Source organism: Arthrobacter sp. B10-11 (assembly GCF_033142195.1).
Lineage (GTDB): Bacteria > Actinomycetota > Actinomycetes > Actinomycetales > Micrococcaceae > Arthrobacter > Arthrobacter oryzae_C.
In genome coordinates, this window is record NZ_JAWMTH010000002.1 from 746,039 (window position 1) to 770,227 (window position 24,189).

A 24,189-nucleotide genomic window follows, 5' to 3' on the forward strand; every position below is an offset into this window, starting at 1 on the left:
CCAACGAATCGAGCCACCCCTGCTGATAGTCCTCACCGGAATCGACGGTGCCGGAAAAACCACCGCCGCACGCGCAGCCGTGGAAGTCGCGCGCCTGGCAGGCGGCAAGGCCTTACTGCTGCGCAACCACGCCGGCCGCCGCAACATGTCCCAGTGGTCCGAGCGCTCCGGAATTCCCCTCAGCCCGCGCCTGGCCGATGCCCTGGAAACTGTGATCCGGACGGTCAACGTCCTGGTGTCGCATGCCCGCGCCCGGAGCTATTCCGGCCTCGTGGTCATGGACCGCCACTTATACTGCCAAATGGCCCTGCGCAGCGTCCGTGGCCTCCCGCACGGCCGGTTCCTCCCCTGGCTTCTGAAGCGCCTCCCGGCACCGGACCTGGTGATCCACTTCGACGTCACGCCCGAGCAGGCCCTGGAACGCGTCCTCCTGCGCGGCACGGACAGCGAAACCCTTGAGGAACTGACTGCCCTCAGCGAGGGTTACCGCGCCCTTCCGGAGTTCCCCGGGTTCGTCCGCATCGACGCCGGCGGCGGCCACGACGAGGTGCTGGCCGCGCTCACCGCAGCGATCAGCGCCGCCACGTCAACAGCCATCCCCGAGACGTCCGCCGCAGGGCCGACCAGGATCAGCGCGAAATAATCGACGTGACAGCGGTGATGAACGGGGGCAGGGCCACGACCGCAGCCAGGCCCAGAGCCGCACGGCCTCCCCAGGACACCGCTGCCGCCCGCCGCAGGGCACGCGCCGACCGGACGTCATTCGGACCCGTTTCCACATGTTGCCGCCCGGCCCGGGCAACATGCGCGAGCCACGAGCACAGCATGACAACCAGCGCACCAATGCCAAGCAGGATGCCCGCTGGCAGGAAGAGGATGGCTCCGGCGAGCGGGAGGTAGTACTTCCAGTCCCGACCGGACGGAAGCGGAAGGCGCTGGCTGAACGCGCCGGCCACGGCCGCCACCACCGCGCCGTGGAGGACGGCCATCGCAGAGAAGAGCACCACGGAGAGCCAGCCGGGCCCCACAATCGCGAAGTCGATGTTGTCAGCCCGAAGCGGGTCAACAGAGGCGCCGAAGACCAGGAGGAGCAACACCCCCAGTGCGGGGCCCGCCCAACGGCCGGCAGGGAGCCAGCGGCGGATGAACAGGTAGATGAAGGCCGCGGCGAATCCTGCCGGCAGTCCCCCGAAGAACAGCAGGGCAATGCTGCCGTCGATCGTGGGGAATCCGACGTTCGCCTGCGCTTCGGTCAGGCGGCCCTGGGCTGATGCCGGCGAGGTGACGGCGAGCACCCGCATCACCAGCCTGCCGCCGGCCCATCCCACCAAAACGCCGGAGGCGAGGGCCGAAGCCGTTGCCACGTTTGCCCACCAGAGGTAGAGCCGCAACGGGGAAGCCTGTTCATCGGGAGCGCCGGGGTCGGCGGGCTTCCGGAAGAGGCGCCCGCCCCAGATGACGACCAGGATGACGGCAACCAGCAATAACAGCGTGCACACAACCACGATTGCCAGCGCCACCGGCCTCACCACCAATGTTTGGGTTGCTTCATTCTGCTCCCCGCCCCGGGCTGCTGAACAGGTCCCTTCACCTGCCGCCCGGGCGAGCGCCCCGGGACCAGCGTGCACCCTAGAATTCTCACTAGGCCATCAGGACGCGGGAGACGCATGAGCAGCAAGCCAGTGGGAATCAAGGACGTCGCAGCAGCCGCAGGAGTGTCCGTCACTACCGTCTCCCAAGTCCTGAACAACGTGGCCTACGCCAGGGTGGGAGCTGAGACCCGGGACCGGGTCCGCCAGGCTGCCAGCCGGCTCGGGTACGGTCCGAACCGGCTTGCGCGGGCCCTGCGGACCAGGCGGTCGGGAGTCATCGGGGTCATCTGCGAGGAGATTGCCACGGTTCCGGACGCCGGGCGGGTCATACTCGGTTCTGACGAAGCCGCAAGGCGCCGCGGCTACAACATCATGCTCATCAGCTCCGTCGCCACCGGGTCGGACGGCCCGAGCGAATCAGACGTGGCGGAACTGCTGGACCGCAAGGTGGACGGCGTCCTTTATGTCGCCTCGGGCCGCCGCGCACTCCGGCTCCCAACCAGGCTCACCGGCCTACCGGCCGTGCTGGTGGACGCCGACGACGTCGCTGATACCCTCCCGTCGGTGAAGCCGGACCGGCCGGGCGGCGTGCGGCTGGCCGTCACGGCCCTCACCGACGCCGGCCACACCCGGGTCGGCATGCTCAACACCAGTGACGAAGACCCGGCCAGGCAATCCACATTGCACGCCTTCCAGGACACGCTGGCGGACGACGGCCTGGAATTCCGTGGCGACCTGGTCCAGTCAGGACCGTCCACAGCAGCCGGCGGCTACGCGGCGGCGTTGAGACTGCTGAAGCTCGAAAACCCGCCAACGGCCGTCTTCTGCTTCAACGACGCGATGGCCATGGGCCTGTACCGGGCCGCCGCCGAAATGGGCCTGACAATTCCCGGCGCGTTGTCAGTGGTGGGCTTCGGCAACCAGGAAATGATTGCCGGCAACCTCCACCCGGCGCTTACCACGGTGGAACTGCCCCGCTACGCGATGGGCGCCCGGGCCGCGGAACACCTTATTGATGCCGTCGAAGGCACACCGGGCACGAGGACGGCCCGGCAGGCCGTGCTGGAGTGCACGCTCGTTCAGCGGGACTCGGTGGGCCCCGTTCCGTTGAACCGCGGCGTCACTCCTTGGGCATGACGATCCACAAAGCGATGTAGACCAGCTCGCCCACGCCGAACAGGCCGAACAGCACAAAGCCGATGCGGACTAGGGCCTTCGAAATGCCGAAGCGGGCTGCCAGGCCGGCGCAGACGCCGGCGATCATTTTGCCATTCCTGGGCCGTACCAATGCACCTGTCATGCGGCCACAGTACCAGCCGGTGCATTGGTTGGGTCCAGAGTCCTTTAGCCCCTAGTCCTGGTGCAGCTGGACGAAGTTGCCGCAGCCGTCATCCAGGACCACGGAGGTTCCCGTGGGTCCTTCGATCGGCTCGTCCTGAAAGATCACACCCAGGCCTGAGAGCCGCTTGTACTCCGCCCGGACATCGGGAACGCCGAAGACGATGGCCGGCATCCCGGCGTCGTGCAGGGCGTTCATGTAGTTCGCTCCGATGGGATTGTCGCTGGGCTCCAGCAGAAGCCCCACGGATCCGGAACTGCCCCCGGCGGAACCCGGATCCTTCACGATGTACAGGTTGTATTCGGGCATGGCCATCAGGGTTTCGAAGCCCAGCGTCTCCGTGTAGAACTGGTGGGCCGCGGCGGGCTCCTTGACGTGGATGCTGCACATTTTTAGTCGCATGGTGCCTAGGCTACCCGGGCCCGCCCATTGACGGCAGGACCCGCCGGGATTCCAATGGAAGTACCGGAACCAGCCATCCGCGGCGGGTTCCGCTGGAGGTGGAACGGTGTCTGTCCTTACGGAATCGGTCCCCATGGGGCCCTGGCAGCTGGCAGCATGCGCCGCCGTCGTGGTGTGCGGTGTGGCCGGCGCAGTCTTTTCGGCGCGGTACCACGCCCGGCGCGACGCCGGGCAGCTGACAGACGCCGTTTTCTGGGACGCCTTCGCCGGGCTGGTCATCGTTTTCCCGGCCGTGCTCATACCGTCCCTGGCGTCCCCCTGGCTGGGGCTTGCGGCGGGCTCCCTCGCCGCCGCGACGGCTGTGGCGGCCTATATATACAGTCCCCGCGCGATGGCCCGGCATGCGGCGCGCCTGCACCAGGCAGCCGAGCGTGAGGAGCTGGCCGCCGCGGAGGCACGGCACCGGACGGCGCTGGCCAGGTGGCAGCGGTACGAGCTCGACCCCGCCTGCTGCATTGACTTTCCGCACATGACCGACGTCAGGCGGCCGGAAACGGCGGCCCTGATCAAGGCGATGAAGGAGGCCGAACGGGTCCGGGCGGTCGAAACAGCCGGTTACCTTCCCGCCGTCGTCCGCTTGGAAAATGCCCTGGGCAGGGCGGAAGCCGCTGCCGGGGTGCGGGCGCAGTAAAAGGGTCCCGGACGTTAACCGGTGTGTCGCGGCTGTTGGGAAGGCCGCAACGGCGGCGATAGCATCCCATGATGGAGCCTTTAGTCACGGACACACGAGACCAGCACGGCAGGTTGCGATCGGACCGGGGAGTCTGGCGTCAGGCAACAACGCTCGAAGCCGCCGGGGAACTGACCGCGCGGTGGCTGGAATCCCGCAGCGAATACCAGCCGGGCACTTTTGCGCCCAGCTTCGATGAGGAGACCCGGCCCATCGCGGCCGAACTGGCGGAACTCAACAGGAACGGCCTGTTCACCAAGGAGTCCCAGCCGGGCATGCGGGCCGACGCCGGCCACGCACAGAGACAATACGTCACGGGCTTCTGCAGCGCCGGGGCCGCGGCCGAACTCATGGCCCTGTCCACCAGGTCCGATCTCGTCACCATCGGCCACGCGCCAGGCGAAGTGAGCGCGGCGGCAGTCCCGGTCACGTTCGACGGCGATGCCGTGGTCACCGTGCTCGGGTCCAGTGAGAACCCGGTGGACGAGGACCAGCTCCGCGACTGGTCGGACGAGACCAACGAAACGCTGGCCCTGCTCCTCGCTGATTCCTGGTACGTGGAAGTCCTGGATCCCGTGTGGGGCCGGAACGACGTGCTGCTGCCGGAGGTCCTGGCGGCCCTCCGGCAGCTGCAGTGAGGACTACAGGTCCACTGTCCCGCTCTCACCGACGCTCATGCGGCTGTGCGTCACCTTGGATTTGACCCACTGAAGCACCGTGGCGGCCCTGCCGCCGGGGCTGGTCCAGTACTCCGCCGAATCAGAGTCGACCCGCAGCAGGACAACCTCCGGGGTGTCCGGACCGTCCGGGAACCAGGCTTCAACCACCTGGTTCCACATGTCGTGGATCTTCTGCCGGTCGGTGACAACCTCCGCGGTGCCGGCCACGGACACCCACTCGGTGTTCTTGCCGAAGGACACGTTCACCCGCGGATCGGCGCGGACATGCGCCACCTGGGAAGTTTCCGATGACGTAAAGAACCACATGTCGCCGTCGTCCTTAACTTCCTGGACGGCCAGCGGCCGGCTGACCAGCGCACCTTCTTCGTTGATGGTGGTCAGCATCCCGATGTGGGAATCGTTGATGATCCTCGTGACTTTGCTGATGTTCTCAGTCTCAGACATGCATTCACCTCGTTCGTCTCGAACGGGGAAGATCCCCGCCAACCCAGCCTATTAGTAAGCGTACTTACTTTCAACGGCGGGGCTGGATCCGAGTCAGGCCGGAGCGCCCACCCTGGCGGCTGCGGCAACCCGGGCGGCAGTCAGCTTCCCCATCCGAATGGCGCCGTCGACGTGCTGGTAGCCTTCCGCCGCCAGGTCTGACGAGCTCCAGTAAATGGGACCCACGGGCCGATGCTGGTCCTTGCCGTAGCGGTGCAGGCCGCCGAGGTCGTAGCTGGAGGCGTAGGCCCCGCGCGTCCATTCCTCGGAGCCCCAGTCCGACTCGTAGTACACCTCGGGCTCAAGCGCCTTGTCCCCCAGGAAGGCCGCGATGGACTCCAGGATGGCGCGGCGGCGGCCTTCGGCGCTGAGCTCGAACACGGCGTCGGCCTTCTCGTCCGAGACAAAACCCACCAGGGTGCCGCGGGAATCACCGTGGTTGGTGTTGTCATAGACCTCCTGCACCAGCGAGCCGGCGCTGAAGCAGGTACCGGACAGCCCCTCCTCGCGCCAGAACGGCGTCTTGTAGACGGCGTGCACCTTGATGACCAGGCCCAGCGACTGGTGCTGGTGCATCTGGTGCTGGCGGCGCGGCAGCGGCGGGTTGAAGGAAACCCGCGAGTACAGGTTGGGCGGCACCGCCATGATCACGTAGCGGGCGTTGACCGTGGCCCGCTCGGACACCACGGTGACCCGGGGGCCGCCGTCGCGCTCTTCCGTCCAGTTAATGGTGCGCACCGGGCTGTTAAGTACGACGTCGTCACCCAGCTCGCGTGCCTGCAGCAGCGAAACCTGCTGCATGCCTCCCACCACACGCTTGTCCAGGATGAAGTCCTCATCCGTCAGGTGGCTGAAGGATCCTGCGGAGGCAGCCATCAGGACGGCCTGCAGCGCGGAGAATGCGTGCGCGGGTTTGGTCAGCATGCCGCCGGCGATAAACAGGCCGATGTTGTTGCAGGCCTCCTCGTCCGGGGAGTTCCGGCGGAGCCAGTGGTGAAAGGAAATGGTGTCCAGCTCGCGCGCCTTGGCGTGCGCCCAGGGCTCGGCGGGGCCGATTTCCGCTGCCAGCCCGTCCAGCAGGCCAATGAGCTTGTCCATTTCTGCGGCGGTTGTTCCGCTGACCGGGAAGGAATCGCCGGTGTAGCGGATCTTCCTGCCGTCAGCACCGACGTAGATGGATTCACCTTCCCGGTAGCGGGAGTAGGTCTCAAGGCCCAGCTCGTCGAGCAGCTCCAGGAGCACGGTCTGGTCCGGCGAGACCCACTGGCCGCCGATTTCCAGCATGGCCCCGTCAACGGTGTCCGTCCAGGTGCGGCCGCCCACGCGGTCCCGAGCCTCCAGTACGGCAACGCTGAATCCGGCTTTCTTCAGCTCGCGGGCGGCGGTAAGGCCCGAGGGTCCAGCACCTACGACGACGACGTCGCGGTCAAGTTCCAGCATGATGTCCTCTCTGTGGCCGCGCGAGTGATGCGGACCACTAAATGAATGCCATTCATTTATTTAGACTATAGCTGTTTCCGTGACGTCGCGGAAGAGGTCAGTGGAATAATGCTGGGGACCCCGCCAGCAGAAAGGCCGACGATGCCGGCAGCCGCCCGCCAACACACCGAGTCCCCCGCGGATGCCCGCCCGGATGGCACCCCGCGCACCCCGCAGAAGCGCCGCGCCGGCAGGCCGGCGTCGGCGGTACTGGATCAGGCGGTGATCACCTCTGCAGCACTGCAGCTGATCGGAAAGAACGGCTACGACGGCCTCACCATGGCTGCGCTGGCCCGCTCACTGGACGTGGCGCCGTCGGCCCTTTACAACCATGTGGCATCCAAGCGGGACGTGCTGGTGTTGGTGGAGGACCACCTCGCAGCATTGGTGGACGTGTCCGCGTTCGGCAGTGAGCCCTGGGACGAAGCCGTGCGGCGGTGGGCGTGGAGCTACCGGGACGTCTTTTCCCAGCACACGCCGCTGATCCCGGTGATCGCGGTCCTGCCCGTGACGGACGCGCCGCAGACCCTGGCCATGTACGAGACGGTGAGTGCAGGGCTGCGGGACGCCGGGTTCCCCGAAGAGCGCATCATCTCCTCGATTGTGGCGCTGGAATCCTTCATCTTCGGCTCGGCCTTCGATGTCACCGCACCTGCGGACATCTTCGATCCAGGCAGCATGGCGGAATCCACACCCAATTTCACGGCCGCAGTGCAGAGCCTGGCGGAACAAGGCCACGAAAAGCCCGCCGACGTCGCGTTCAGCCTGGGCCTGGAAGCGCTGATCTCCGGGCTCGGGGCGCTGCGGAAGTAGGCGGGCACGCGCTAGAAGTGCGCGCCGTCGGCTTTGACAGCCAGGACCGGGCGGTCCGCCTGCATCAGGATGCGCTGGGCGTGGCTGCCCAGGATGAACTTGCCCACCTGGGAGCGGTGCCGCAGGCCAATGACAATGAGGGAGGCATTAGCTTCACGGGCCACGTCCAGGAACTCGTCTGCGAGGTCGTGGTGGTAGGGCGGCTGGATGACCCTTGCCGTGACGCCGGCCTCGGCCGCACGCCTGGCGGCCGAGGCCAGGACGTCATCGCCCGCCACTGACTTGTCCACCAGGGCACCCTCACGGGCGGAGTTGACGATCACCAGCTCCTCGTTGCGGAGTGTTGCCTCGGCGATGCCGGCAGTGAGCGCCGCCTCGCCGGCAGGCGTGGGAACGAATCCGACGATGATGCTCATACCTTCTCCTTGATTTTGGTGGGTGCGGGCTCTGCCGCAGCGGGGGCTTTGCGCCTGGCCAGCAGGGACCGGATGCCCGGAAGCACGGCGACCAGAACGAACACCACGAGTAGCGTGGCCGAGATCGGGCGGCCGAAGAAGCCGATGGGATCGCCGCCGAAGACCAGCAGTGAGCGCCGCATGGAGCTCTCCAGCAGTTCTCCCAGCACGAAGGCCAGGACCAGCGGGCCCGGCTCGAAGCCGAACTTCTTCATGAGGTAGCCCACGATGCCGAAGACCACTACGAGCGTGACATCGAACATGCTGTTGTTGATCGTGTAGGCACCGAGCAGCGTGATCAGGGCGGTGACGGGCGCCAGGATGGCTGCCCGAACGCGGAGGATCTTCACGAAGATTCCCACCAGCGGCAGGCTCATGATCAGCAGCAGGATGTTGCCGATGTACATCGAGTTCACGACGCCCCAGAAGAGCTCAGGGTTCTGCTCCACCAACTGCGGCCCCGGGGTGACGCCCTGGATCAGCAAGGCACCGAACATCAGCGCCATGGTGGCGTTGGCGGGGATTCCCAGCGTCAACAGCGGGATAAAGGACGAGGTTGCTGCGGCATTGTTGGCGGTTTCCGGCCCGGCGACACCCTCAGGTGCGCCCTTGCCGAAACGTTCCGGCTGTTTGGCGCGCTTTTTTTCCATGGCGTAGGAGGCCATGGAGGCGATGGTCGCACCGCCGCCGGGGAGGATGCCCAGGAAGAAGCCGAGGACAGAGCCGCGGCCGATGGCGCCGGAGGCCTGCTTCAGGTCCTTCCGGGAGGGCCAGACGTTGGTGACCTTCGACGGCGCCTTCGCGGACCGGTGCCGCTCCTCCAGGTTGTAGAGGATCTCACCGAGGCCGAAAATGCCCATCGCGATCGGCACGAAGTCGATCCCATCTGCGAGTTGCAGGCTGCCGAACGTAAAGCGGCTTTCACCAGTGAAAATGTCCCTGCCGACAGTGGCCAGCAGGAGGCCCAGGGCCGCGGCGATGAGCGCTTTGGCCTTCGATCCGTTGCTGATCGTTGCCACGAGGAGGATGCCGAGCAGTGCCAGGGCGGTGTACTCAGGCGGCCCGAAATCCAGGGCGAAGCTGGCAACGATGGGAGCCAGGAAGGTCAGGCCGATAATGGCGGCGGTGCCACCAACGAAGGAACCGATCGATGCCAGGCCCAGTGCGGTACCGGCCCTGCCTTGCTTTGCCATCTGGTAGCCGTCGAACACGGTAACCACCGAGGACGCCTCACCGGGAAGCCGGAGCAGCACGGAGGTGATGGTGCCGCCGTACTGGGCGCCGTAGAAAATGCCGGCCAGCATGATGATGGCCGTCACGGGCTCCACGTTGTAGGTGAGCGGAAGAAGGATGGCGATGGTTGCCGCGGGCCCCAAGCCGGGCAGCACACCGATCAGCATGCCGATCACGACGCCGATCAGGCAGTACAGGAGGTTTGTCGGCTCCAGGACAACCGCAAATCCGTTGATAACGGGATTGAGAAAATCCACGGGGGTCTCCTAGAAGAGGTGGGGAATGGAGGTGTTGAGCGCCAGGACGAAGATCCCATAAAAGGCAATGACGACACTTGCGCTGACAACGAGGGTGGAGCGCCAGGTTTCGCCGCCCAGGAACCGCATCCAGATGATGCACAGGACCAGCGCCGGCAGTTCGAAGCCAATGAGCGGCATCAGGGCCACCATGGCGGCGAGGGTCACCAGCCCGGTCAGCGGCGCGCTGGACATGCGGGTGAATTTCTCCGCATCCCGGTTGCGCCGGCCGGCGATCAGCTGGAAGAGCCCGAGCGCCACCATGACGCAGCTGATGATGAACGGCCAGAGGCCAGGCTGCGGTGCCGAGGGTGTGCCGAGACCCATCGCGACGGACAGGATGGCCGCACCGATGCCCACGCCCACGACCACCAAGGATGAGGCTGCGTTGGCCAGGGCGCCGGCGGCCGGCGGCTTTTCCTCTTCCCACTGCGCCGCGAGCTGCTCCGGCGTCAGGTCATCCTCTGTGATCGCAGGTGTTTCCTTCACTGGAATCACTTATTTCCGCTGAGGCTGATGTCGTACTTCTCCACCAGCTCTTTGTACTTCGCTGCATAGGCCTTCCATTCGGTGACCACTTCCTCACCCGAGATTTCCTTGGGCGTCAGCATGTTCTTTTTGTTGAACTCCTTGTAGGCGTCCGACTTGAAAGCCTCCTGGAATGCGGCAAACAGCTTGTCCTTGACATCCTGCGGGGTGCCCTTGGGAGCGGCGACGGCCCGGTACTGGGCTACGGGAACGTCATATCCCGCTTCCTTCGCGGTGGGGGTGTCCGGCAGGAACGTGTTGCGCTCTTCGGAGAAAACCAGGAGCGGGGCGACCTTTCCGGCTTCGATCTGCGGCATTGCTTCACCCAGCTGGATGGTTGCGAGCTCCACCTGGTTGCCCAGGGCTGCAGTCAGGGCGGGCTTGCCGCTGTCAAAGGGGATGTCGGTGCCGGTGACATTGGCCTGCTTGAAGAGCACGGTCTGGGCCAGCTGGCTGCCGGTGCCGACGCCCGTGGTACCGAAGGTCACGTTGCGGCCGGCATCCGTCACGTCTTTGAAGGTCTTGAATCCGGACCCGGGGCTTGCCACCAGGACGTAGTCGTCCTGGGACAGGCCGGCAATGATGTCCAGATCGTCAATGTTCACGGCTTCGTCAGCTGAGACCGCCAAGGGCGTGATGGTGATCAGGGAGGCGTTCAGCAGGACCAGCTCCTGGCCATCGGCGGGCTTGCCGGCCACTTCCTTCGTTGCGAGGGCGCCGTTTGCACCGGGCTTGTTGACCACGGGCACCGGCTGGCCAAGGGTCTTGGTGGCGCCTTCGGCGAGGGCGCGGGCGATCAGGTCGGTGCTGCCGCCGGCAGCCTGGCCGACGGAGAGGTTGACGGGGCCAGACGGGTATTTGGATGAATCTGCGCTGCCGCCGCCTGCGACATTGCCGCAGGCGGTCAGTGCCAGGAGCGTCATGGCAGAAGCTGCCCCGAGGACGGCTCGGCGGGTGGGGAAGTGCATCATTGGAACTCCTCGTTGGCGCTGCAGGGCTTGCGCCCCATATGTCTGTGAACCGGATCACTGCCGGTTGGCTGTACTGAGTTTAGGAAGCCACTATGATGCATGTCTAAGCCCAAATATGCATCGAGTGATACCCGGAAGGCATCATGTTTACCTTTGACCAGCTGGCAGGATTCATCGCCGTCGCTGAGGAGCTCCACTTCGGCCGGGCGGCCGAACGGCTCAACATGACGCAACCGCCGCTAAGCCGCCAGATCCAGAAGCTGGAGAAGGCCGTAGGCGCTGAACTCCTGGAGCGGGACAACCGGAAAGTCCAGCTGACGGCCGCGGGCCGGGCCTTCCTGGACGAGGCCCGGCGGCTGATGGCCCTGGCCAACCGGGCACCCGTGACTGCACGCCGGATCGCATCGGGACGCTCGGGGCTGCTGCGGATCGGATTCACGGCAGCGAGCGGCTTCAGCATCCTCGGCCCGCTGCTGGAAGAAATTGCCGCAGCATTGCCCGACGTCGACATTGACCTGCAGGAACTGGTGACGGGCGAACAAATCGCCGGACTCCAGTCCGGCGAACTCGACATCGGCCTCGCGCGGCCGCCCTTTGACAATGAGGTCTTCGATTCGCACTTGTTGTACCGGGAAGCGATGGTCCTGGCGGTACCGTCCGGCCATCCGCTGGCCGGCCTCAGCCGTGACGTCACCGAAAAAGACCTCAGGGGCGAGCCGCTGATCATGCACTCCTCCACCCAGGCCCGGTACTTCTACGACCTGGTGGTGCGGATGATCCCCATCCAGCACGCCAACGTGGTGCACACCGTCAGCCAGATCCTCACCATGGTGTCCCTGGTGGCCGCAAAACGCGGCGTAGCCTTCGTTCCGCACTCAGCGACGCTTCTGGGGGTCCACGGCGTCGAGTTCCTGCCGCTGGAGAGCAGCGTGGATGATCCCGTGGAACTCCACGCCATCTGGAGCCGGAACAACAGCAACCCCGCACTCGCCCTTGCCTTGCGCACCCTGGATTTCCAGGAGAACTAGGCGGCGGGCAGAAAGAACCTTCCTTCCGGGTGGGCACCGGCACGCGATGCAGGAAGGGTATCAATGCATACAAAAATGAACTTAGACAGGCATTACGTGGCTCCCTAGGCTGGAGGCGAAGACACCCAATGCCGCACCGCTGCGGCGCCAACATGGAGGACCCACCGTGGCCAAATACTCACCCCAGGAACTTGCCAGCGTTCTCAAAGACGGGTTGCTCTCCTTCCCGGTGACCTCGTTCGATGCGAACCTCCAGTTCGATGAGGAAAATTACCGAAAGCACCTAGCCTGGCAGGCCAGCTACCCGGTGGCGGGGCTCTTCGCCGCCGGCGGCACCGGCGAAGGCTTCTCCCTCACGCCTGCCGAATCCGCCCGCGTGGTCCGCGCCGCCGTCGAGGAAGTCGGCAGCACCGTTCCCGTCCTGGCGTCCGCTGGCGGCTCCACGGCCCAGGCCATCGAAAACGCCCAGGCCGCAGAGGCCGCGGGCGCCGAAGGCATCCTGCTGCTGCCGCCGTACCTGACGGAAGCGGACCAGGGCGGCCTGATCGACCACGTGAGCGCCGTCTGCAGTTCCACCTCGCTTGGCGTCATCATCTACAACCGCGCCAACGCGATCTACAAGGACTCCACGGTGGCCGCCCTGGCCGACCGCCACGAGAACCTGATCGGTTTCAAGGACGGCGTGGGCGATCTGGAACACGACGCCCGCGTCTACGCCAAGCTCGGCGACCGCCTGTTCTACCTCGGCGGCCTTCCGACCGCCGAAACTTTCGCCCTGCCGTTGCTGCAGCTGGGCATGAGCACCTACTCCAGTGCCATGTACAACTTCGTCCCGCAGTTCGCCCTGGACTTCTACCAGGACGTCCGCAACCAGGACCGCGTGGCCGTGAACAAGAAGCTCAACGACTTCGTCATCCCCTACCTGGACATCCGCGACCGGGTCAAGGGCTACTCGGTGTCCATCGTCAAGGGCGGCCTGGATGCCATCGGGCGCTCGGCCGGCGGCGTCCGCCCGCCGCTGCAGAACCTGGCGCCGCAGGACCTCGCCGACCTCAAGGCCCTGATCGCCACTGTTTCCTGACCCACCGTCTCCTGATCGATCCCCTTCCTAGGAGTTACCACCGTGACACTCACCGGACATTCCCTGATTGCAGGGCAGCCCGTGGCAGGCGAAGGCAAAGCCGCCTTTGGCTTCAACCCCGCCAGCAACGAACAGCTTGAGCCCCCCTACACCCTGCTCACCGAGGACCAGCTCAAGGCAGCCACGGCCGCGGCCGCCGACGCCTACCCGTCCTTCAGCACGCTCGATCCCGAGACGCACGCACACTTCCTCGAAGCCATCGCGGACAACATCGAGGCCATCGGCGATGACCTGATCATTCGCGCCGGCCAGGAGACCGGACTGCCCGCGGGCCGGCTGCAGGGCGAGCGGGCCCGCACCACCGGCCAGCTCCGCCTGTTCGCGAACGTGGTCCGCCAGGGCGATTTCCGCGGCGTCCGCATCGACCCGGCCCTGCCGGAACGCACCCCGCTCCCCCGCGCCGACATCCGCCAGCGCCAGATCCCGCTGGGACCCGTGGCGGTGTTCGGTGCCAGCAACTTCCCGCTGGCCTTCTCGACGGCGGGAGGAGACACCGCCTCCGCCCTCGCCGCCGGCTGCCCCGTGGTCTTCAAAGCCCACAACGCCCACCCGGGCACGGGCGAGCTTGTCGGCCAGGCCATCGTCAAAGCGGTCCGCGATTCCGGGCTCCACCCGGGCGTGTTCTCGCTGATCTACGGACCCGGCAGCAGCATCGGTCAGGCCCTTGTGGCGGACCCGGCCATCAAGGCCGTGGGCTTCACCGGTTCGCAGAGCGCCGGCATCGCGCTGATGCGCACCGCGGCCGCCCGCCCGGAGCCCATCCCGGTCTACGCGGAAATGTCCTCACTCAACCCGGTCTTCGTTTTCCCCGGCGCCCTCACCGGCTCCGCCGAGCAGATCGACGCACTGGCGCAGCAGTACGTCACCGCCGTCACCGGCAGCTCCGGACAGCTCTGCACCTCCCCCGGCCTGCTGTTCGCCCCCGCAGGTGAGCTGGGCGATAAACTGGCTGCCGCCGTCGGACGCGCAGTATCCGCCTGTGCCGGCCAGACCATGCTGACCGCAGGCATCGCCGGCTCGTGGAACACCGGGGCCGAGGCGCTCGGATCCGCCGCCAACGTGACCGTCGTCGGCCAGGGAACCGCCGGCCCCACCGAAAACGCGCCGGCCCCCACCATCTTCGGCACCGGCATCGCCGACTTCGTCAGCAACCACGTCCTGCACGCCGAGATCTTCGGCGCGGCCAGCCTGGTGATCCGCTACACCACCACCGACGAACTGATCGAGGCCGTCAACCGGCTCGAGGGCCAGCTCACCGCCTCCCTGCAGCTCACTGCGGAGGACTATCCGACGGCGGCGCGGCTGCTGCCGGCCCTCGAGCAGAAGGTGGGCCGCATCATCGTGAACGGCTGGCCCACCGGCGTCGAAGTAGGCCACGCCATGGTCCACGGCGGCCCCTTCCCCGCAACATCCGACACGAGGACCACCTCCGTGGGTACGCTGGCCATCAACCGCTTCCTGCGGCCGGTCGCCTACCAGAACCTGCCCCAGGAACTGCTCCCGGCTCCGCTGCAGGACGCCAACCCGTGGCAGCTGAACCGCAGGATCGACGGGGTCGTGGAAAGCGCAGCCGATGCAGAAGATAAGGTCAACGCATGAGCACCCAGCCCACCATCGCCAAGGTTGAGGTAGTTCCCGTCGCCGGCTACGACAGCATGCTGATGAACCTCAGCGGCGCGCACGGACCGTTCTTCACGCGCAATGTGGTGATCATTACCGACTCGGACGGACGCTCGGGCCTGGGTGAAGTTCCCGGCGGGGAGAAGATCCGCACCACCATCGAGGAGGCCGGGGCCTTCATCGCGGGCAAGCCGGTGGCCCGCTACCGCTCTCTGCTCCGCGAGATCGCAGCCGAGTTCGCGGACCGCGACGCCGGCGGTCGCGGGCTCCAGACCTTCGACCTTCGGACCACCGTCCACGCGGTCACCGCCGTCGAATCCGCCCTGCTGGACCTGCACGGACAGTTCCTGGGCGTACCGGTGGCCGAACTGCTCGGTGACGGGCAGCAGCGCTCCTCGGTTCCGATGCTCGGTTACCTCTTCTTCATCGGCGACCGCCGGCGGACGGACCTGCCGTACCTGGTGGAGGAGGCGCCGTCGGACCGCTGGGAGCGGCTGCGCCGGCAGGAGGCCATGACACCGGCCGCGGTTGTGGCCCTGGCCGAAGCTGCGCAGGAACGGTATGGCTTCAGCGACTTCAAACTCAAGGGCGGCGTGCTGTCCGGCGACGACGAAGTGGACGTGGTCACCGCCCTGGCCAAGCGCTTCCCCGACGCCCGCGTCACGCTGGACCCGAACGGCGGCTGGCTCCTGGAGGAGGCCATCCGGCTCGGCAAGCGGATGCAAGGAGTGGTTGCCTATGCCGAGGATCCTTGCGGTGCCGAAGGGCGATTCTCCGGCCGCGAGGTTATGGCGGAATTCCGCCGCGCCACCGGGCTCAAGACGGCCACCAACATGATTGCAACAGACTGGCGCGAAATGTCCCACGCGATCCGCAGCAACGCCGTCGATATTCCGCTGGCGGACCCGCACTTCTGGACCATGCACGGTTCGGTCCGGGTGGCGCAGCTCTGCCACGAGTTCGGGCTCACCTGGGGCTCGCACTCGAATAACCACTTCGACATCTCGCTCGCCATGTTCACGCACACCGGCGCAGCAGCCCCCGGCGAGATTACCGCACTGGACACACACTGGATCTGGCAGGACGGGCAGGGCCTCACCACGAACCCGTTGGAGATCAAGGGCGGCGCCATCGAAGTTCCGGACGCACCGGGCCTGGGCATCGAGCTGGACCGCGATGCCCTGGACAAGGCACACCAGCTGTACCTCGAGCACGGGCTGGACGCCCGGGACGACAGCATCGGCATGCAGTATTACATCGACGGCTGGTCCTTCGACCCGAAGCGGCCGTGCCTGGTGCGCTAGGCGTCCTGCGATAGAACTGAAGCTTCCGCACGGCCGGCCCTCCTAATGAAACAGGAAGACGGCCGTGCGGGACCCAAGACTTACAGATAAATAGAAGGGCGCACTTTTGGGCGGCGTTGTCTCCGGAATACTCATCGTCTCCGCCGTCATTGCCGTGGGCTATTTCGCGGCCCGCTTCCGGATCCTGGGACCGGAAATCCAGGGCGCCCTGACCCGGACCGCTTATTACGTCACCAACCCGGCGCTGCTGTTCACAGTGGTGGCCGGCAGCGACATCCGGGCAGCCCTCGGAACGGACGCCCCGCTCGCGCTGCTCTCGGCAGCGATTGTGGGGCTTCTTTATTGCCTGTCCAGCTTCCTGGTCTTCCCCCGGCCCGCAGCCGAAACAGCCGTGGGCGCCATGGCCAGCAGCTATGCCAACGCGAACAACATCGGCATTCCGGTGTCCTTGTATGCGGTGGGCACGGCTCAGCATGTCGCGCCGGTGCTGCTGGTGCAGATCCTGGTGATGGCGCCGTTCTACCTCACGGTGCTGGGCCTGGTGTCAGGCTCCAAGATCTCCTGGAAGAAGCTGCTGGTCACCCCCTTCGCCAATCCGATGATCATCGCCTCGGGGCTCGGCGCAGCCGTAGCCCTGACCGGCTGGACCGCCCCGGACCTGCTGCAGAAACCCATCGACATGCTCGCCGGCGGTGCCGTGCCCATGGTGCTGCTGGCCTTCGGGCTGTCACTGGCCGGCCGGGCCCCGTTACAGAAAGGTGACGGCCGGGTTGAAACGCTCGTGGCAACGTTCCTGAAAATTGCCGGGATGCCCCTGGTGGTGTGGGTCCTCGGCCGCTTCGTTTTCGGGCTGGAGGGGCAGCACCTGCTGGCCAGCGTGATCATGGCCGCACTGCCCACGGCACAGAACGTGTTCCTCTTCGCCTCCCCCTACGGCCGGGGAATGACGGTGGCCCGCGATGTGATCCTCTGCACCACCGTGCTGAGCATCGGCGCGCTGCTGGTGGTGGCGTGGTTGCTGGGGTAGGGCCTCGGGCCGCTGACCCTCCAACAGTGCCAATCCCCCCGGAACTGAAGCAAGCGCTTCGGCGACGGCTGCCTCGAATTCGACGCTTTCTTTATCGTTGGTACGGCATAGCTAGGGAGCCTCTTCCCCTGCATGGCTCTCGTACTGATGGCATCCACATCCCGCACTGGCGGAAGGCCGCCAGCCGGCAGAGACTGGAACAGCTGGGAAGGCCGGGTGGCGGCAGATCCAGATGGCTTTGAATATGACCCTGTTTCGATCGTGGGCTCAGGAGGCACACCATGCTGCGGTATACAGATTCAATCTATGTCAACCGACCTCCTTCTGGAGTCTTCGACGTTGTGGGTACGAGAATTTTTGAGACTCAGCCGTTGTGGGAAAAGGAGGTCGTGGCCATACGTCGCGTCACGTCCGGTGCCATGGACGTGGGCAGTAAGTCCATCATGGAGCGTCGTGACTTTGGGCAGCGGTCGGAATCCGAATACGAATGCGTCGAGTTTGAAAAGGACCAACGCATTGCTCTCACTGGCGACAGCCCGGGCGTCCATGTCAATTTCGCCCTTGGAATGTCTCCGGTGGGCGATCACGGAACAAAGCTGGATTTCGAGCTACAGCAGGTCATGAGCGGTCCCATGCGTCTCCTTGAGCCCGTTTTTAGACTCGTGCTGGCGAGACAGTCGAGGCGGGTAATGCGCAATATACGGGTAATGGTAGAGGAACAGGTTTCCCTCTAGAGACGCGCGGTCGCGTCAGTCCAGCCGCCCGTTTTGGGTTCGTCAGTCAGCACCTGGCCAAACTCGCCTCAGCGGGCTCGTCGACACCCGAAGAGATGGCCGCCACGTCATCTACTCACTCCATGACGGGCACCTCGTGCGCCTCATCAGGGAAACCACCACCCACGCGGAACATCGGATCACCGGCGAACCAACCCACGATTGTCGGGACTCTGCAAGACTGACCGCGTGGGGGTCGCCGACGGCGGCGCCGCCGGCCGGTTCGTCTGCGGAAACACCTACTTGTATTACAAGTTCTTTACTTGTAGCATAAGAGGTGCGGGCGACGAAGCCCCTTTCAGATTCCGAGGAGCCCCCCATGAGCACCGTAGACCTCATCCGCCACGTCAAACTTTCCACCGCGAGGCTTCCCCTTGCCGTGCCGATCAGCGACGCCAAGGTCTTCACCGGCCGCCAGAAGCCCATGACGGAGGTGGCCTTCCTCTTCGCTGAAATCACCACCGAGCAGGGCCACAGCGGCATCGGCTTCAGCTACTCCAAGCGCGCAGGCGGACCCGCCCAGTACGCGCATGCCAAGGAGGTGGCCGAGGGCATCATCGGCGAGGACCCCAACGACATCGGCAAGATCTACACCAAACTGCTCTGGGCCGGCGCATCAGTGGGCCGCTCCGGCGTGGCCACGCAGGCCCTTGCCGCCATCGATATCGCCCTCTACGACCTCAAGGCCAAGCGCGCCGGCCTTCCCCTCGCAAAGCTCCTGGGTTCCTACCGCGACTCCGTCCAGACCTACAACACGTCCGGCGGCTTCCTCAACGCCTCGCTGGATGAGGTCAAGGCCCGTGCCACCCAGTCCATCGACGACGGCATCGGCGGCATCAAGATCAAGGTTGGCCTGCCCGACAGCAAAGAGGACCTGCGCCGGGTGGCCGGCATCCGCGAACACATCGGCTGGGACGTGCCGCTGATGGTGGACGCCAACCAGCAGTGGGACCGCGCAACCGCGCTTCGAATGGGCCGGCAGCTGGAGGAATTCAACCTGGTCTGGATCGAAGAGCCGCTGGACGCCTATGACTTCGAGGGCCACGCGCACCTGGCCAACGTCCTGGACACGCCCATCGCCACCGGCGAGATGCTGGCATCGGTGGCCGAGCACAAGGGCCTGATCAATGCCAACGGCTGCGACATCATCCAGCCCGACGCACCCCGCGTCGGCGGCATCACCCAGTTCCTGCGCCTGGCCGCCCTGGCGGACGAGCGGGGCCTGGGTCTCGCACCGCACTTCGCCATGGAAATCCACCTGCACCTTGCCGCCGCTTACCCCCGCGAACCGTGGGTGGAACACTTCGACTGGCTCGACCCCCTGTTCAACGAGCGCCTCGAAACCAAGAACGGCCGCATGCTGGTTCCGGACCGCCCGGGACTCGGCGTGACCCTCAGCGACCAGGCCCGCGCCTGGACCACCGATTCCGTGGAGTTCGGCGCGTAACCTTGAACGCATGAGCCGGAACCTGACCGCGGACCTCGCCGCCGATCTTCGCACGCGCATCGTCGACGGCGTCATCCAGCCCGGCGACAAACTGCCGAGCGAGAACACCCTCATCGGCGAGTTCGGCGTCAGCCGCACGGTGGTCCGGGCAGCCCTGACCCGGCTCCAAGCCGAGGGCCTGGTGGAAACCGAACGCGGGCGGGGCAGCTTCGCGCTGACCCCGCCCCGCCCCGGCGATCCGCACTCCTCCGGCGGCCGGCCGGTGACCAGCCTTGAGGACCGGCTCCACCTGCTCGAGTTCCGGATGGGCGTTGAGGCAGAAGCTGCCGCCCTGGCCGCCCGCAACCGCACGGACCGGCAGCTAAAAGCCGTCCTGAGCGCACTGGAAGAGTTCACCGCAAGCGGCGACCACCCGGCGCACGCGATGAAGTCCGACTACGAATTCCACAAGGCCATCGCCGCCGCGTCCGGAAACCCCTTTTACTCGGACTGCCTGGCATCACTGGGCCAGACCATGATCGCGATGCCCCGCACCCGGCTGATGACCGGTGACGAACACTATGCCCGCGAGCACTTCGAACAGGTGGTCCACGAACACGAATCCATCTACTCGGCCATCGCGGAAGGGGACGTGCCGTCGTCGTCGGCTGCCATGCGCAGCCACCTGGCCAACTCAAGGCGCCGGCTCAGGGCCGGACGCCAGTAGGGCGCGTGCGGATCACCGCCTGCCGCTCAGCGCGCGCTCACGCGTTTGAGTCAGCTGGCCGCTCAGGCGTGTCGATCAGCCGCAGCAGCCGCAGGACGGCGGGATTGGCTGTTTCTTCGTTCCACGCCAGCTCCAGGTCCACGCGGTTCAGCTCCTGGATGCCGTGCCGTCCGTCAATCTCATGGAATTCCACTCCGTCGGGGGCGAAGGCCATGGCCGAGGCGGGGACAAGCGTCACCCCCAGGCCGGCCTGGACGAAAGCCAGAAGCGCCGGGACCTGGCTGGCGTACTGGGTGATATTGGCGTGGGCGCCGGCGCTGGCGAACAGCCGGAGCACCAGGTCGTGGAAGTACCGGGCCTCTTTGGTGGAGTACATCAGCAGCGGCAGCCTGTCCAGGGACCCCAGCGGCAGCGGCTGACCCGCCGGCACCGCCATATTGCCCAGCAACGAACTCCCCTCGGGCAGCGCCACCACCAGCCGGTCCTGCATGAGCGGCCGGGACACCACCCCGGGCCGGGCCACGATGGGCCGCAGCAGTCCGATGTCCACGCTACCCTTCACCAGCCCGTCCATCTGGTCCGTGGAGACCAGTTCCCGGAGCACAAAGGACACGCCCGGCATCCCCTCCGCAGCCCGGCGCAGCATCAGCGGCAGTGCACTCTGGCCGGCGATGGCCGTGTACCCCACGGTGATGGCACCCGCTTCACCGGAGGACACCCGGCGGACATCAAGGTCCGTCTTGATGCACATGTCCAGGATCTGCCGCGCCCTCGGCAGCAAGGTGGCGCCCGCGGCGGTCAGCTCCACTTTCCTGCTGGTGCGGCCGAAAAGCTGGGTTCCAAGCTTCTTCTCGAGCATCTGGATCTGGCGGCTCAGCGGCGGCTGGGTCATGTTCAGCCGCTCAGCCGCGGCACCGAAGTGGAGCTCTTCAGCGACGGCCACGAACGCCTCTAACTGGGGTAGGGAAAACATTCATACCTTTACTGAATTGTTGAGTGCTCAAATTAGCTTGGACTTGGATCGATGACTCCCCTTATGGTCGGTGAACGGAGCAGGTAAATCAACCCCCGATCCAACCCAAGGAGCACGCGCAGTGGACCAGGCTTACGATCCCGCCCAGTACGTCAACCAGGCCAGGATCACCGGCGTCTCGATCACGCCGGTGGCCTTCAAGGACCCCCCGCTCCTCAACACCGTAGGTGTCCACGAACCGTTCGCGCTGCGTGCCATCGTGGAGGTCCGGACGGATGCCGGCGTATCGGGCTTCGGTGAAACCTATGGCGATGCCGGCCACATCGCCCGGCTCCGGCTCGCAGCTGCGGCCGTGCCCGGCACGGACGTTTTCAACATCAACGCGCTGCGCAGCCGGATCGCCACGGCACTGCAGCAGGACACCATCCAGGGCGGCCACGGCATGAGCGGCATGGTCACCGGTTCGAGCACAGCCGACCGCGTGCTGTCCGCGTTCGACGTCGCAGCGCTGGATATCCAGGGCAAACTGCTTGGCAGGCCGGTCAGCGACCTCCTGGGCGGCGCCGTCCGCGGCTCCGTGCAGTTCAGCGGGTACCTGTTCTACAAGTGGGCGGGCCACCCCGGCCAAGCGGACGACGCCTGGGGTGCGGCCCTGGACCCGGCCGGGATTGTGCAGCAGGCCCGGACCATGGTGGACCGCTACGGTTTCAGCGCACTCAAACTGAAGGCGGGCGTGTTCGCACCGGAAGAAGAGATTGCGGCTATCCACGCACTCCGCGCCGAGTTCCCCGACCTCCCCCTCCGCATCGATCCCAACGGCGCCTGGACAGTGGAGACCTCCATCCGGGTGGGCAAGGAACTGCACGGCGTACTGGAGTACCTTGAGGACCCCACACCAGGCATCGAAGGCATGGCGGCCGTCCGCCGCGAGGTCGGCATGCCCCTGGCCACGAACATGTGCGTGGTCAGCTTCGCGGATGTGGCCCCTGCCGTGGCGGCCGGCGCCGTGGACGTCATCCTCTCGGACCACCACTTCTGGGGCGGCCTCCGCCGGACCCAGTTCCTGGCCGGCATCACCGAGACTTTCGGACTTGGCCTGTCCATGCACTCCAATTCCCACCTTGGCATCAGCCTCGCCGCCATGGTCCATTTGGCGGCGGCAACCCCCAACCTCGACTACGCCTGCGACACGCACTGGCCCTGGAAGGACCCGTCGGAGGACGTCATCGCGGGCGGTGTGTTCACGTTCAAGGACGGCGCCGTCCAGGTCCCCACCGGCCCTGGCCTGGGTATTGAGGTGGACCATGACGCCCTGGAACGCCTGCACCGCCAGTACTTGGACTGCGGGATCAGGAGCAGGGATGACACCGGATACATGCAGCGCCTGCATCCCTCCTACGAGCTTCAGGGCCCCCGATGGTAACCACCGGGGGCCAGGCTCCGGACCGCCGTGAATCACTGAAGATCGTGGTCACCGACCCGATTATCAGCCGCTTCGAGGACCGGTTGAAGGCCGACGGCGGCACTCACCAGTGGGACATGGCGGCGGCATGGACTCCCCAACGGCGCCTGAGCGCCCTGGCGGGCGCCGACGTCGTGGTTTGCTCCACCCTCGGCCCCGTGGAAGCGGAGGTTGCCGGCCGCGCGCGGCTGGTCCACGTCACGGGCGCAGGCTACGACAAGATTTCCTTCCCGCACCTGGCACCGTCGGCGATCGTGGCCAACACCTTCCACCACGCGCGGCCCATCGCCGAGCACGTCCTGATGGTCACCCTGATGCTGTCGCGCAGGGTTGCCGATGCCGACCGCGAAGTCCGCCAGGGGCAGTGGCGCACTATTGCCACGGCCGACGACGTTCCGTTCCACCCCGTCCTTGCCGACCTGACACTGGGACTGGTGGGCCTCGGATCCATCGGCGCCGAAGTGGCCCGCGTGGCCGGGGCGCTGGGCATGAAGGTGCGCGCTGTCCGGCGGAACCCCGACGCCGGTCTCCCGGACGGCGTGGGGCTCGACTGGGTGGGCGGAGATCACCAGCTTCATGAGCTCCTGGCCGCGTCCGACGTCGTGGTGGTCACAGTACCGCTGGATTCCGGAACGGAAGGGATGATCGGGGCGGCTGAACTGGCTGCCATGAAACCGTCGGCTTTCCTGATCAACGTGGCCCGCGGCCCGGTTGTTGACCAGGCGGCGCTGTATGCAGCGCTGAAGGACCGGCGCATCGCCGGGGCCGGCCTGGACGTCTGGTGGGGAGCCCCCGCGGACGGCGTCGTTCCGCCGGCGGAACTGCCTTTCGCATCCCTGCTGAACACGGTGCTGACCCCGCACCATTCCGGCCATGCACGCATCACGTTTGAACGCAGGGCGGCCGATATTGCAGCCAACATCGGGCGGCTCGCCCGCGGCGAGGAGCTGGTGAACCTGGTGGCGCGTCCCGTTTCAGCTCGATAGCTACAGGACCAGCTGCACGATCAGCAGGGTGCTTCCCAGCGCCGACGCGCCGAAGGCAATCGCTTTCAGGCGCGCGGGGTTGAGGAACCGGTTGACATACCGGGATGCGGCGTAGCCGCCAACAGCCGCCGGAACCATCCATAGCGCCAGTGCCAGCATCTCTGCCGTGACGGCACCGGTTAGCCAAAGCATCACCATCGAAATTGTCGAACCCACCATAAAGAAGGCGCTCATGGTGCCGCGCAGCCTGGGACCATCATGTCCCTGCCAGACCAATGCCATGGGAGGTCCGCCGATCGAAGTGGCCGTGCCCATGATGCCGGAGGCCGCGCCGGCAGCGATCAGGGTGGCCGGTGCCGGCCGGGGAGCCCAGCCCCTGCCCGCCAGCACCAGTCCTGTAAGCACCACGGCCACCACCACCCAGGCCAGTCCGTCCTTCGACAGCGCCGCCACCAGCCACGCGCCCAGGAAACTCCCGGGAATCCGGCCCACCAGGGCCCAGCCAGTACCCCGGAGGTCCAGGCTTTGGCGTTCCCGCACGGTCACCATGACGGTCACCAACAGCGCAAGGACGATCAGCGTAGCGGGAAGCAGTGCCGGATCCACCATCGCGATCACCGGCGCCGCCAGCATGCCCATGCCGAAGCCGCTGGACGCCTGCAGGCATGCGGCCAGGAAGATCACCCCGGCGATGACGGCATACTCGGCAGCTGTCACTCGG

At 66.2% G+C, this 24,189-nt stretch carries 26 protein-coding genes and 1 pseudogene; 16 read left to right on the forward strand and 11 right to left on the reverse strand.

What is annotated here, in order from left to right:
- Positions 1-19: 19 nt before the first annotated feature.
- Positions 20-643 (forward strand): thymidylate kinase, encoded by a 624-nt coding sequence (locus RW112_RS09130; RefSeq protein WP_317781603.1) that lies wholly within the window; start codon positions 20-22, stop codon positions 641-643.
- Here RW112_RS09130 and RW112_RS09135 read toward each other — a convergent pair.
- A complete protein-coding gene (locus RW112_RS09135; RefSeq protein ID WP_317781434.1) occupies positions 630-1,628 on the reverse strand; it encodes a hypothetical protein in 999 nt (332 codons plus the stop codon). The two genes, RW112_RS09130 and RW112_RS09135, sit on opposite strands and share 14 nt — an antisense overlap.
- A 39-nt stretch (positions 1,629-1,667) precedes the next feature.
- On the opposite strand from RW112_RS09135, the gene RW112_RS09140 reads away from it, so the two are divergent.
- Positions 1,668-2,729, forward strand: a complete 1,062-nt coding sequence (locus RW112_RS09140; protein WP_317781435.1) for a LacI family DNA-binding transcriptional regulator — start codon at positions 1,668-1,670, stop codon at positions 2,727-2,729.
- On the opposite strand, the gene RW112_RS09145 is transcribed toward RW112_RS09140, so the two are convergent.
- Entirely contained in the window at positions 2,713-2,892 is a 180-nt protein-coding gene (locus RW112_RS09145; protein ID WP_317781436.1) for a PspC domain-containing protein, read from the reverse strand. The two genes, RW112_RS09140 and RW112_RS09145, sit on opposite strands and share 17 nt — an antisense overlap.
- A 51-nt stretch (positions 2,893-2,943) precedes the next feature.
- Complete coding sequence (locus RW112_RS09150; RefSeq protein ID WP_317781437.1) at positions 2,944-3,333, reverse strand: VOC family protein; 390 nt, start codon at positions 3,331-3,333, stop codon at positions 2,944-2,946.
- Positions 3,334-3,439: 106 nt separating this feature from the next.
- Between RW112_RS09150 and RW112_RS09155 the strand changes: the two genes are divergently transcribed.
- Complete coding sequence (locus RW112_RS09155; RefSeq protein WP_317781438.1) at positions 3,440-4,024, forward strand: hypothetical protein; 585 nt, start codon at positions 3,440-3,442, stop codon at positions 4,022-4,024.
- Between the two features lie 68 nt (positions 4,025-4,092).
- Positions 4,093-4,701, forward strand: a complete 609-nt coding sequence (locus RW112_RS09160; protein WP_411709886.1) for a DUF6919 domain-containing protein — start codon at positions 4,093-4,095, stop codon at positions 4,699-4,701.
- A 3-nt stretch (positions 4,702-4,704) separates the two neighbouring features.
- Here RW112_RS09160 and RW112_RS09165 read toward each other — a convergent pair whose 3' ends face one another.
- Positions 4,705-5,187: a pyridoxamine 5'-phosphate oxidase family protein gene (locus RW112_RS09165; protein ID WP_317781439.1), complete on the reverse strand. Its 483-nt coding sequence runs from the start codon at positions 5,185-5,187 to the stop codon at positions 4,705-4,707.
- 93 nt (positions 5,188-5,280) lie between these two features.
- Entirely contained in the window at positions 5,281-6,666 is a 1,386-nt protein-coding gene (locus tag RW112_RS09170; protein ID WP_317781440.1) for an NAD(P)/FAD-dependent oxidoreductase, read from the reverse strand.
- Between the two features lie 141 nt (positions 6,667-6,807).
- On the opposite strand from RW112_RS09170, the gene RW112_RS09175 reads away from it, so the two are divergent.
- Positions 6,808-7,518: a TetR/AcrR family transcriptional regulator gene (locus RW112_RS09175; protein WP_317781441.1), complete on the forward strand. Its 711-nt coding sequence runs from the start codon at positions 6,808-6,810 to the stop codon at positions 7,516-7,518.
- Positions 7,519-7,529: 11 nt separating this feature from the next.
- Here the strand turns inward: RW112_RS09175 and RW112_RS09180 are convergent, their stop codons facing one another.
- Genes RW112_RS09180 through RW112_RS09195 form a run of 4 tightly spaced genes read right to left on the reverse strand, consistent with a single transcriptional unit; the run spans position 7,530 to position 11,001 of the window.
- A complete protein-coding gene (locus tag RW112_RS09180; protein ID WP_317781442.1) occupies positions 7,530-7,934 on the reverse strand; it encodes a universal stress protein in 405 nt (134 codons plus the stop codon).
- A complete protein-coding gene (locus tag RW112_RS09185) occupies positions 7,931-9,463 on the reverse strand; it encodes a tripartite tricarboxylate transporter permease (RefSeq protein WP_317781443.1) in 1,533 nt (510 codons plus the stop codon). The genes RW112_RS09180 and RW112_RS09185 overlap by 4 nt, the downstream gene beginning before the upstream one ends.
- A gap of 9 nt (positions 9,464-9,472) precedes the next feature.
- Positions 9,473-9,991 (reverse strand): tripartite tricarboxylate transporter TctB family protein, encoded by a 519-nt coding sequence (locus RW112_RS09190; protein ID WP_317781444.1) that lies wholly within the window; start codon positions 9,989-9,991, stop codon positions 9,473-9,475.
- A 5-nt stretch (positions 9,992-9,996) separates the two neighbouring features.
- The gene (locus RW112_RS09195) at positions 9,997-11,001 is read right to left on the reverse strand and encodes a tripartite tricarboxylate transporter substrate binding protein (RefSeq protein ID WP_317781445.1); all 1,005 of its coding nucleotides are present in this window, start codon (positions 10,999-11,001) and stop codon (positions 9,997-9,999) included.
- 143 nt (positions 11,002-11,144) lie between these two features.
- Here RW112_RS09195 and RW112_RS09200 point away from each other — a divergent pair, with 143 nt between their 5' ends.
- From RW112_RS09200 to RW112_RS09235, 9 genes and pseudogenes are all read left to right on the forward strand, one after another.
- On the forward strand, positions 11,145-12,029 hold the full coding sequence (locus tag RW112_RS09200) for a LysR family transcriptional regulator (protein WP_317781446.1): 885 nt from the start codon (positions 11,145-11,147) through the stop codon (positions 12,027-12,029).
- Between the two features lie 166 nt (positions 12,030-12,195).
- Positions 12,196-13,110: a 5-dehydro-4-deoxyglucarate dehydratase gene (gene kdgD, locus RW112_RS09205; protein ID WP_317781447.1), complete on the forward strand. Its 915-nt coding sequence runs from the start codon at positions 12,196-12,198 to the stop codon at positions 13,108-13,110.
- Between the two features lie 42 nt (positions 13,111-13,152).
- Complete coding sequence (locus RW112_RS09210; RefSeq protein WP_317781448.1) at positions 13,153-14,769, forward strand: aldehyde dehydrogenase (NADP(+)); 1,617 nt, start codon at positions 13,153-13,155, stop codon at positions 14,767-14,769.
- Positions 14,766-16,094 carry an enolase C-terminal domain-like protein gene (locus tag RW112_RS09215; RefSeq protein ID WP_317781449.1) on the forward strand — a complete coding sequence of 443 codons (1,329 nt, stop codon included), beginning with the start codon at positions 14,766-14,768 and terminating at the stop codon, positions 16,092-16,094. The genes RW112_RS09210 and RW112_RS09215 overlap by 4 nt, the downstream gene beginning before the upstream one ends.
- 106 nt (positions 16,095-16,200) lie before the next feature.
- A complete protein-coding gene (locus RW112_RS09220; protein ID WP_317781450.1) occupies positions 16,201-17,121 on the forward strand; it encodes an AEC family transporter in 921 nt (306 codons plus the stop codon).
- Between the two features lie 281 nt (positions 17,122-17,402).
- The gene (locus tag RW112_RS09225; RefSeq protein WP_317781451.1) at positions 17,403-17,855 is read left to right on the forward strand and encodes an SRPBCC family protein; all 453 of its coding nucleotides are present in this window, start codon (positions 17,403-17,405) and stop codon (positions 17,853-17,855) included.
- 41 nt (positions 17,856-17,896) lie between these two features.
- Positions 17,897-18,057, forward strand: a pseudogene (locus RW112_RS20865) (transcriptional regulator); the annotation flags it as partial.
- 156 nt (positions 18,058-18,213) lie between these two features.
- Entirely contained in the window at positions 18,214-19,341 is a 1,128-nt protein-coding gene (locus RW112_RS09230) for an L-talarate/galactarate dehydratase (protein WP_317781452.1), read from the forward strand.
- A 10-nt stretch (positions 19,342-19,351) separates the two neighbouring features.
- Positions 19,352-20,047: a FadR/GntR family transcriptional regulator gene (locus RW112_RS09235; RefSeq protein WP_317781453.1), complete on the forward strand. Its 696-nt coding sequence runs from the start codon at positions 19,352-19,354 to the stop codon at positions 20,045-20,047.
- A gap of 37 nt (positions 20,048-20,084) precedes the next feature.
- Here the strand turns inward: RW112_RS09235 and RW112_RS09240 are convergent, their stop codons facing one another.
- On the reverse strand, positions 20,085-21,020 hold the full coding sequence (locus RW112_RS09240; RefSeq protein WP_317781454.1) for a LysR family transcriptional regulator: 936 nt from the start codon (positions 21,018-21,020) through the stop codon (positions 20,085-20,087).
- A 121-nt stretch (positions 21,021-21,141) separates the two neighbouring features.
- Here RW112_RS09240 and RW112_RS09245 point away from each other — a divergent pair, with 121 nt between their 5' ends.
- Positions 21,142-22,443, forward strand: a complete 1,302-nt coding sequence (locus RW112_RS09245; RefSeq protein WP_317781455.1) for a glucarate dehydratase family protein — start codon at positions 21,142-21,144, stop codon at positions 22,441-22,443.
- Positions 22,437-23,468, forward strand: coding sequence for a 2-hydroxyacid dehydrogenase (locus tag RW112_RS09250; RefSeq protein ID WP_317781456.1), 1,032 nt, complete (start codon positions 22,437-22,439; stop codon positions 23,466-23,468). The genes RW112_RS09245 and RW112_RS09250 overlap by 7 nt, the downstream gene beginning before the upstream one ends.
- On the opposite strand, the gene RW112_RS09255 is transcribed toward RW112_RS09250, so the two are convergent.
- Positions 23,469-24,185 carry a sulfite exporter TauE/SafE family protein gene (locus RW112_RS09255; RefSeq protein WP_317781457.1) on the reverse strand — a complete coding sequence of 239 codons (717 nt, stop codon included), beginning with the start codon at positions 24,183-24,185 and terminating at the stop codon, positions 23,469-23,471. It abuts the gene before it with no gap.
- Between the last annotated feature and the right edge of the window lie 4 nt (positions 24,186-24,189).

Excerpts from the sequence above, each read along its gene's own strand:
- RW112_RS09140 (WP_317781435.1), top strand. The coding sequence starts at position 1,668 with ATGAGCAGCAAGCCAGTGGGAATCAAGGACGTCGCAGCAGCCGCAGGA.
- RW112_RS09145 (WP_317781436.1), bottom strand. The coding sequence starts at position 2,892 with ATGACAGGTGCATTGGTACGGCCCAGGAATGGCAAAATGATCGCCGGC.
- RW112_RS09150 (WP_317781437.1), bottom strand. The coding sequence starts at position 3,333 with ATGCGACTAAAAATGTGCAGCATCCACGTCAAGGAGCCCGCCGCGGCC.
- RW112_RS09160 (WP_411709886.1), top strand. The coding sequence starts at position 4,093 with ATGATGGAGCCTTTAGTCACGGACACACGAGACCAGCACGGCAGGTTG.
- RW112_RS09165 (WP_317781439.1), bottom strand. The coding sequence starts at position 5,187 with ATGTCTGAGACTGAGAACATCAGCAAAGTCACGAGGATCATCAACGAT.
- RW112_RS09170 (WP_317781440.1), bottom strand. The coding sequence starts at position 6,666 with ATGCTGGAACTTGACCGCGACGTCGTCGTCGTAGGTGCTGGACCCTCG.
- RW112_RS09175 (WP_317781441.1), top strand. The coding sequence starts at position 6,808 with ATGCCGGCAGCCGCCCGCCAACACACCGAGTCCCCCGCGGATGCCCGC.
- RW112_RS09180 (WP_317781442.1), bottom strand. The coding sequence starts at position 7,934 with ATGAGCATCATCGTCGGATTCGTTCCCACGCCTGCCGGCGAGGCGGCG.
- RW112_RS09195 (WP_317781445.1), bottom strand. The coding sequence starts at position 11,001 with ATGATGCACTTCCCCACCCGCCGAGCCGTCCTCGGGGCAGCTTCTGCC.
- RW112_RS09200 (WP_317781446.1), top strand. The coding sequence starts at position 11,145 with ATGTTTACCTTTGACCAGCTGGCAGGATTCATCGCCGTCGCTGAGGAG.
- RW112_RS09215 (WP_317781449.1), top strand. The coding sequence starts at position 14,766 with ATGAGCACCCAGCCCACCATCGCCAAGGTTGAGGTAGTTCCCGTCGCC.
- RW112_RS09225 (WP_317781451.1), top strand. The coding sequence starts at position 17,403 with ATGCTGCGGTATACAGATTCAATCTATGTCAACCGACCTCCTTCTGGA.
- RW112_RS09230 (WP_317781452.1), top strand. The coding sequence starts at position 18,214 with ATGAGCACCGTAGACCTCATCCGCCACGTCAAACTTTCCACCGCGAGG.
- RW112_RS09235 (WP_317781453.1), top strand. The coding sequence starts at position 19,352 with ATGAGCCGGAACCTGACCGCGGACCTCGCCGCCGATCTTCGCACGCGC.
- RW112_RS09240 (WP_317781454.1), bottom strand. The coding sequence starts at position 21,020 with ATGTTTTCCCTACCCCAGTTAGAGGCGTTCGTGGCCGTCGCTGAAGAG.
- RW112_RS09250 (WP_317781456.1), top strand. The coding sequence starts at position 22,437 with ATGGTAACCACCGGGGGCCAGGCTCCGGACCGCCGTGAATCACTGAAG.